This is a genomic window from Rhodohalobacter sp. SW132, from assembly GCF_003390325.1.
Classification (GTDB): domain Bacteria; phylum Bacteroidota; class Rhodothermia; order Balneolales; family Balneolaceae; genus SW132.
On the sequence record NZ_QUOK01000009.1, the window covers coordinates 240,287 to 248,996 of the forward strand.

The following is an 8,710-nucleotide window of genomic DNA, read 5'->3' on the forward strand; positions in this document are numbered from 1 at the left end:
CATCAAACCGGATAAATGGTTTCAGAGTTCTCACTCCTTACAATCCAATTATTACAGTCTGCCCGTCACGCTTTGAATTTTCAGCGCCCAAACTCTCCAGATCGCTTCCCGAACAATAGATTTGGACATTTTTGAAACCCCTTCTTCCCTCTCCCTGAAAATAATCGAAACTTCTTTGAGCCTGAAACCCGCCTTCCATGCACGGTAGTGAATCTCAATCTGAAAAGCGTAACCGTTGGATTTAATTTTCTTCAGGTCAATACTTTCGAGCACTTTCCGGTGAATACACTTAAAGCCTGCTGTAGTATCCTTCACCGGGAGTCCGGTGATTGATCTCGCGTATAGATTTGCAGCAAATGAGAGGATTAACCGGCTGAGCGGCCAGTTAACGATACTGATTCCCTTTGAATATCGCGACCCGATTGCAACGTCCGCCTCTCCCGATTCAACCGGGTCAATCAGCCTTGGCAGATCATCCGGGTTGTGGGAAAAGTCAGCATCCATCTCACAGATATATTCGTATCCATTTTCAAGCGCATACCGGAATCCGGCAACATAAGCCGTTCCCAGACCGAGTTTACCTTCTCTCTCAATCAGGTGAATATGTTTCGGATATTGATTCTGCTGCTCTTTCACAATATTCGCCGTGCCGTCAGGTGACCCATCATCTACAATCAGCAGATGAACTTCACGTTCCAGATCCAATACCCGGCGAATCACCTTTGCGATGTTGTGGGCTTCGTTATAGGTCGGTATAATTACGATTGCACTGCGCATACGTTACTGGCCTTTGGCTCTTACCATCGAAAAAACGGTGTTAATCAAGATTTTAAAATCCATCCGAAGCGACATGTTTTCTACGTAAAACAGGTCATATTTAGTTTTTTCTTTCACATCGTCCAGGGAGCTGTCGTACTTCCATTTTACCTGCGCCCACCCGGTAATGCCAGGCCGAACTCTCAGTCTTCGGGTATACATTGGAATCTCATTTTTGAATTGTTCCACAAAATAGGGGCGTTCGGGGCGTGGCCCAACCAGGCTCATTTCTCCTTTCAGAACGTTGTAAAACTGTGGAATTTCATCCAGGCGTGTTTTCCGAAGCCAGGCTCCAATTTTTGTTACCCGCGGATCGTTTTCTGCAGCCCAGGTCGGCCCGGTTTCGGCTTCTGCATCATTCCGCATAGTCCTGAATTTATACATGGTAAAAATCTTCCCTTTTTTGCCCACACGTTTTTGGCTGTAGATAGCCGGGCCAGGTGAATCTCGTTTAATCACAACAGAGATAACAGCTATAGCGGGAAGCATCAAAATCAAAACAGATAGTGAGATCGATAAATCCATAATCCGCTTGACAGCCTTTTCCCAAAACGGCATCAGGTCGGGTGAGATTTCGATCAGTGGCAGACCAAAAATCTGGTTGGTTTTATTCAAACCACTAACCAGCTGATAAAAGTCGGGGAGGAGCTTCAGCGTTATATCCGGATTATTCACACGGCTGAGTATTTTGATGAGATCATCCCTTTTTTCGGGTTCAAGAGCTACAATCAGATCCTGAATTTCCATCCGGTTGATAAGTTCATCAATCTCTTCAAGATCCCCCATAATTTCTTCTTTGTCTACATGAATCATCTGACCGTTCCTCCCATTTGGAACGTTCACAAATCCAACGACCTGCATACCCAGCGCTTTATTTCTTGTGAGATCATCAAAAGCAGAAAGTGCATTCTTTCCGGTTCCGATTATCAAAGCCCGGTGCAACCCCTTTCCGCGCATCGCATAAAACCGCTGAATACTGCGAACAACAAACCGGTTCACAGTAATCACTCCCCCAACAAGCAGTGCGTAGGATGTTACACTTGAAAAAGCATCAACGATGTGCAAATTTCCATCAAATGTTGCATAAAAATACAAAATGAGGGTTCCGATTACCGTTGCTTTGGCTACTTTCAGAAACTCATCAAACCGGGATATCAGGTATAATTTTTTATAGAGCCCCATAAATGAGAATATCAGCAGCCAATACCCGGTGTGAATCGCTCCAAGAACAACCAGTGAAACATTCTCCCGGTCTGCAATGTTGATTGTTAAATCCGGATTCAACACGGTAAAAATATACCACGACATACAGAGCACGAGTCCATCCAGAAGAGCGGTAAAAAGTGTTTCGCGATTTCGATTTAAAGCAGGCAAAGGGTTATCTTCAATTCCGTTGAAATTGTCAGAACTCGTTCAGCCTGACAATATAAAAGGTAATTTTGGTATTAAACACACATATTCTTGTTCAAATTAGAGAAAACTTCGTCATCGTCAAAAGCCCGTACTGGAATTTTAAAAACCGATCACGGTTCTATAAAAACCCCCATCTTTATGCCGGTTGGAACTGTGGGCAGTGTAAAGGCCGTGAACCAGGATGATCTTGCTGATAAAGTGAAAGCTCAAATTATCCTGGGTAATACCTATCATTTGTACCTGAGACCGGGAAATGAAATTATGGAGAATGCCGGCGGATTACATTCGTTCATGCGCTGGGATCGTCCGATTTTAACCGATTCAGGTGGATACCAAATTTTCTCTCTCTCTGATAACCGAAAACTGGAAGAAGAAGGGGCAACTTTCAAAAGTCATCTTGACGGCTCCAAGCATCTTTTTACCCCCGAAAATGTTGTAGAAACTCAGCGCGTACTCGGTTCAGATATCATCATGATATTGGATGAGTGCCCGCCCTATCCCGCAGAAAAAAGCTACGTACATGAGTCCATGGGGCTTACGCATCGCTGGGCAAAACGCGGCCGTGAGGCTTTCCTGACTTCAAAACCAAAATATGGGCACTCCCAGGCACAGTTTGGTATTGTGCAGGGAGGAACATTTAAAGATCTCAGAAAAGAGTCCTCTGAATATATGGCTTCACTCAATTTTGAAGGACTGGCCATAGGCGGGCTCAGTGTGGGTGAACCGAATGAACTGATGTATGAAATTACCGATTTTAACACCGAACATCTGCCCGAAGAGAAGCCCCGTTACCTGATGGGAGTGGGAACACCGGCAAACCTGCTGCAGTGTGTGGCCCGTGGTGTGGACATGTTTGATTGTGTGATGCCAACCCGAAATGCCCGTAACGGAATGATTTTTACCCGGTATGGAAAGATCAACCTCCGAAATGCAAAGTGGAAACATCATCATCAGCCGCTGGATACCGATTTCCCGAGTGATCTTTGCAGTAAATATAAAATGAGCTATCTGCATCACCTGTTTAAAGCCAATGAACTTCTTGGTCTGGAGCTCGCATCCAAACAGAACCTGACGTTTTATCTCTGGCTGATGAGCGAAGCCAGGAGTAGAATTGAAGATGATACATTTTCGGATTGGTACCCTGGAATGTCGGAAACTGTTGACAAAAAGATTTAAAACAGGACAGGTTCCCTGTGTACCTGATTAATTCTCCGCACCTTTTTCAGACGTTTCGATAAAAGCTCCAGTGAGGGATTCCTCGCGAATCAGAGCTTTAAAAAGGATATCAAAATCCAGCCAAATGGAATAATTCTGCAGGTAATGCAAATCAAACTGAGCTTGTTCTTTTTCACTTGAAACTCTGTCTCTGTTTATTTGCACGTATCCGGTCAGGCCGCTTTTATAGGATCTGGAATTCTCTCCGGGCATTTGCTGCGACCCCACAAGACTCAATTTCCCTAACAGTATGCCCCAGGAAAGTCTGAACCGATTTAAAACTTTTTCGGTAAACGTATGATGTGAATTCAACCGAATTACCCGCCATTTTTTTCCGTTAAAAACGGGTATTTCGTATTTCTTTTTTCCCGGTGAAAGCAGCCAAACCCAGGTAAATGGAAGCAATACCAATAGAAATCCAAGACTCAGGCCAACATCAAAAAGGCGTTTGAGTACAATTTGAATAGGATTAAAATAATTCAGTTCCGGATCTTCCTCGGCTATAGAATCGAAATATTCTACTTCAGACTTACCTAAAATAAAATCCATCCCCGCCGGAACAACTTTAATTTCGGTTCTCTCACCCCTGAGTTTTCTGATCGATGTAAGTAATGTTTTATAACTCACAGAATCCATCAGAAATAGAAACAAATCTACACGATCTGATTGAATTTTATCGGTCAGATCGGATGCTATCGTTCGATTCAAACCCTCTGATTCTGTTTTATTAAAAGTTTCAGGCGATAAGCTGCCTGCGATTTCAACTTCCCAGCCGGCCTTCAGGTTAATTTTATTTTTAATGGATGATATACTCTTTTTTGAGCCCACCAGTACAATTCGCAGCGGATTTATCTTTCCGCGTGATAGCCGTGTAGATTTGATGCGGTTCACTCTGCTGAATCTTGAATATCCAACAAAAGCGAATCCAAGCATAAATGATACGGCAAGTATAATGCGCGAAAAGGCGAGATCTCTCACGAAAAACGTAATCGCCACAAGCATCAGGAAACTAAAAAACACAGATTTGAGACTCCCGACAATGGAGTACGCATTTTTCTGTTTTAATACTCCATACGTTTGCATGAACAGGAGGTACAGTACGCTCCATAGCAGATTAAGCCACAAAAACTGAGGTTGCATCATCGACATCAAACCTCGTTCATCAAAGCTTGCTCGTATTACCATTCCAACAATCAATGACAGATTCAATATGGCCAGGTCTGTTAATACAAAGCGGTGCTCCCTTATATTATTTACAAAAAACGATATCACTACCCTGAACTGAATCGCCCAAAAAATTAGAAACTTGAAGAGGCTGGAATATCTGCTGGTATAGTGTTTGTCAAAAAATTTATAAATCGCATCATTAAATACGCGATTATATGCCAGCTCGTTTTTTTTGGTGCTCTCCCCTTTATAATGAATAATCGAAGTTTCCGGCACATAGTGTATCTCCCAGTCGGCTTCAGTCACTCTGTAACAGAGATCAATATCTTCGCCATACATGAAAAACCGTTCATCAAACCCGTTCATCTCCTTCAGGCACTCGGTTCTGAAAAACATAAATGACCCTGATAACACCGGGACTTGCGACTGCTCATCTTCATCCTTCCACCCCTGATAATACGCCCCAAAATGTTTGTTATTTGGAAACAGGGCCGTCAATCCCATCGCTTTATACACAGCTGCAGAAAGTGTTGGCACAGACCTGCGGGATTCTGGTGCAAATGATCCATCCGGATTCAGAATTTTACAACCCGCTGCTCCGCATTTTTGATGACTCTCCATAAAGTCAATGAGTACCTGCAGAGTATCCTCCTGGATAAGGGTATCAGGATTAAGCAATAACGTATATTTCCCATTGGCTTTCTGAATCGCCTGGTTATTGGCTTTTCCAAATCCATAATTCTCCTTGTTTTCGATATAATGAACCTGCGGGAAATATTTCTTCAGGAAAGGTATGGAGCCGTCATCGGAGTTGTTATCTACTACAAAAATCTCGGTAGTTAGATTTTTTGAAGCTTTTATCACAGACTGAAGACAATTTGCCAGGAACTCCTTCACATTGTAATTGACGATAATTACTGAGAGATCCGGCCGGGACTGAGTTGTTTTCATAATCCCAGTTTGTTTAACACGTAGTCCAATTTACCTTTTAAGCCAAGCCCATATCCATATTTTGAAGCGGTACCGCGCCAAAGGTGATCAATGTACTTTTCCATCGGGAAATGAATCAATCTGTATCCATTTTTTTGCGCTTCAGTAAAATTTTCAAGCGTTGGCTGGCCGTGATGAATAAATGGGGGAAATTGTTTGTAAGGGTTTGTTTTCATCAACAGATAAGGAGTCACCACTACAGGGACACCATCTTCTGATTTAAATCCCCTGGCATTTGCCGTTACGATATGTCCGGCAGCATAGTTGAGTGGTTCTGCATTAAGCTGTTCTACTCCCTTCTCGAGAAAGCCCCCTTTTTTTGTCACGGTATCACTATCCAGAAAGAAGCAAAATTCCGTTTCCACGATTTCTTGTAATGATTTATCAAGTGCGGGACCGTGGAAAATATTTTTCCTTTCAAAATGTGCTGAAACTGTATCAGGATATGATTGTTGCAGGGATTTAATAACTGTTATTGAGTGATCCTCGCTGCCATTATCAAAAATAACCAGTCGAACATCAGGATAGATTTTTTTGAATGATAAAACTGCTTCATACAGCAGTTCCGGAGTTTGGTAATTTACGATGACAGCGGTTACTCTTTTCATCGGACAATGGCCACTTTACCGATTCCTCTCTGATCCCCATCTGGATCCAGTGCAACGATAATATAAACTCCTGAACCGACCTGGCGCCCCCTGTGATCCATTCCATTCCATTCCGCTCTGCCACCTCGAATATCAAGACTTCGGATTAAGGTTCCATCCACACCAAGTACACGTACAGTTGTTGTTTCTGAAAGATTTTCAATAAATATTGAATCGTGACGATCGTACAAAAAAGGATTTGGGTACACTTTCAGGTTGTCCATTGTTTGCACCGGCGTAGTTGGTGTATCACGATACACACTTAACCCAAGTTCAGTAGAGATGTAGACTTCTCCGGTGTTGTCATAAATGGCAATATCTCGAATTGTGTTCGATAACAGCGGACTGTTTTCAACTGTGTAATGTTTCAAAATTTCATTGCCGCTCTCGTTCAACAGCCAAACGCCTTCGCTTGCTGTCCCAATCCATTTTTGATTGGCTGAATTCACAGCTAGAGATGTAACATTAATATCTCTGAGTAAAAAAGGAGATTCTGCATCAGGATCGTTATTTAACAGCCATTGTCCTCTTCGTTCTTCCGATGTGCCGTTAATAATAAATTGCGGAAAAATGTAGCGGGCAATGCCTCTTTCCGTTCCCACCCAAACTTCACCGTCTTTATCTTCAATGATATCCGTAACCTGCATGCTCGGAAGATTCCCGTTATTCACATCATCCGTTAGTTTAATACCGAAAGATTCGTTGGGATCGGCTGAGTTTTCCGTATCAAGTATCAGTACACCTCTTCCTGCGCTTCCTGTGGATTGTAGGGTGATCCATTTTTGATCATGAGAATCAACAAACAGTCCAAGATATTCATCCGTACTGCCGATGGCATTTGATTTAGGATACATAACCCATTCATCTTCTCCGGGCAATTGCACATATAGCGGATTTGTAGCATATCTGCTGGTTGCCCACACCGCTCCATCCGAATCCGTTTCGAGACCTGAAATGACAGCAAATGTTTCTGAATCAGCTGCAAATCCTCGTAACGGAGAGTTTGATGCGTTAAAAACCGTTATTTCATCTGTCTCCCTGTGATGTCTTGCAATCCCCCTTCCCCAGCTTCCGATATAGTAATAATCATCGGTAAAAGTAGTAGTAAATGTCTGCCTGAAGTTTGTTTGAGCCAGAATCTCTGTATTGGTACGATTAAAATTTTTCCATTCTGTGCCATCATATATATAATACCCTTTCGGATAATCAAGAATCGTACTTCTGCGAGAAATCCTCGTTGTTCCAGAGATAAATATATCCCCTTCGAAAGACATCCCCTCAAAAAAATTAAGGTTTGGCCCTGATGGAGCTGTAAAACTAAAAGAGGACCCAGGAAGCTCTGCAATGCCCATTCCCTGGGCTGCGCTTCCTGCATACAGTGTAGATGTGAAATCACCATCATAAATTACATCTGTAATTCCTTGTGATTGTAAATGAACCGTTTCCGTGTCATTATTTGAATCGGTGAGAAAAATTCTGTTACTATTAAATGCAGATAACATACTTCCATCACTGTTTTTCCGATAATTGATATTCTCCTGGTCAGCATAACGTTCATTCGTTTCCCATACTGAATTTCTATAGATCATATTTTGGGATTCGGTAGAGGCATGAATTTCGTTATTAAAAAACGAAACAGACTGGATGGATGCGGCTGGCAGGCCGTCTTCTTGAGAGTAAATCGTCCAATTTGATTCAATATCCAGATTTAGAGACAAGTCAATGTTTGCCACACCTTGTTGTGTCGCCAGGTAAACTGTGCCATCTACAATATCTATATCATTTACGGGTATTCCTCTGTCAAGGAAACCAATTTTCGTGATGGATTGGGTGACCAAAAATGAGTTTGGATCATATATAACAACGCCAAAGTCAGTAGCAATATAAATCCCGTTTTGATAGCTAAGAATTGAGTTTATTCCTCTTGATGTAAATTGCTGAACTCTTCTGATATCTTCAATACGCTCAAAAGTCTGGTTTCCAGGATCATAAACATCCAGCATACCATCTATGTAGCCGATTATGAGCAGGTTATTTTCTTCTATATAGTATATCTCCCTGCCATCCAGCCTGTACATGCCATCAACAGGAGTATAAGTATTGTTAAAGCTGCCCTCGCTGTATGAAAAAAGCCCTCCATCCGATACTCCCCAGATTACACCTTCAGAATCCTGGGTAATACCATTTACTGTGTTGTATGATGTAATTGCTGACCACTGCCCGTTCTGCTGTGCGTTTGAGGTATAACTAACATTTATTAGCAGCAGAAAAAACGTAAAGAAAAGACGTGAGATGGATGATAACGATTTCAAAAATTACCTGTGATAAAGTGAAACTATATACCGACACTTGTGAACTATACGTCAAAATAAGCGGAATATTTCACATTCAAAAAACCATCTTATAGTAAGACATTATATTAGGAATTTTGATTGCACAAGCAAAGTAATAACAGGAAAAAA

At 42.1% G+C, this 8,710-nt stretch carries 6 protein-coding genes; 1 reads left to right on the plus strand and 5 read right to left on the minus strand.

Annotated features, from left to right (window positions below; translation table 11 throughout):
- Nucleotides 1-51: 51 nt before the first annotated feature.
- Together DYD21_RS16305 and DYD21_RS16310 are read right to left on the minus strand one after the other, a co-directional pair.
- Nucleotides 52-777 carry a polyprenol monophosphomannose synthase gene (locus DYD21_RS16305; RefSeq protein ID WP_116038061.1) on the minus strand — a complete coding sequence of 242 codons (726 nt, stop codon included), beginning with the start codon at nt 775-777 and terminating at the stop codon, nt 52-54.
- Between the two features lie 3 nt (nt 778-780).
- Complete coding sequence (locus DYD21_RS16310; protein WP_233505568.1) at nt 781-2,190, minus strand: sugar transferase; 1,410 nt, start codon at nt 2,188-2,190, stop codon at nt 781-783.
- Nucleotides 2,191-2,277: 87 nt separating this feature from the next.
- On the opposite strand from DYD21_RS16310, the gene tgt reads away from it, so the two are divergent.
- Nucleotides 2,278-3,405, plus strand: coding sequence for a tRNA guanosine(34) transglycosylase Tgt (gene tgt, locus DYD21_RS16315; RefSeq protein ID WP_116038062.1), 1,128 nt, complete (start codon nt 2,278-2,280; stop codon nt 3,403-3,405).
- A gap of 27 nt (nt 3,406-3,432) precedes the next feature.
- Here tgt and DYD21_RS16320 read toward each other — a convergent pair whose 3' ends face one another.
- The 3 genes from DYD21_RS16320 to DYD21_RS16330 are packed head-to-tail and all read right to left on the minus strand — an operon-like array spanning nt 3,433 to nt 8,560.
- Nucleotides 3,433-5,562, minus strand: coding sequence for a glycosyltransferase (locus DYD21_RS16320; protein ID WP_116038063.1), 2,130 nt, complete (start codon nt 5,560-5,562; stop codon nt 3,433-3,435).
- Nucleotides 5,559-6,209, minus strand: a complete 651-nt coding sequence (locus DYD21_RS16325; protein WP_116038064.1) for a glycosyltransferase — start codon at nt 6,207-6,209, stop codon at nt 5,559-5,561. Before DYD21_RS16325 ends, DYD21_RS16320 begins: the two co-directional genes overlap by 4 nt.
- Nucleotides 6,206-8,560, minus strand: coding sequence for a two-component regulator propeller domain-containing protein (locus tag DYD21_RS16330; RefSeq protein ID WP_116038065.1), 2,355 nt, complete (start codon nt 8,558-8,560; stop codon nt 6,206-6,208). The genes DYD21_RS16325 and DYD21_RS16330 overlap by 4 nt, the downstream gene beginning before the upstream one ends.
- Nucleotides 8,561-8,710 lie beyond the last annotated feature (150 nt).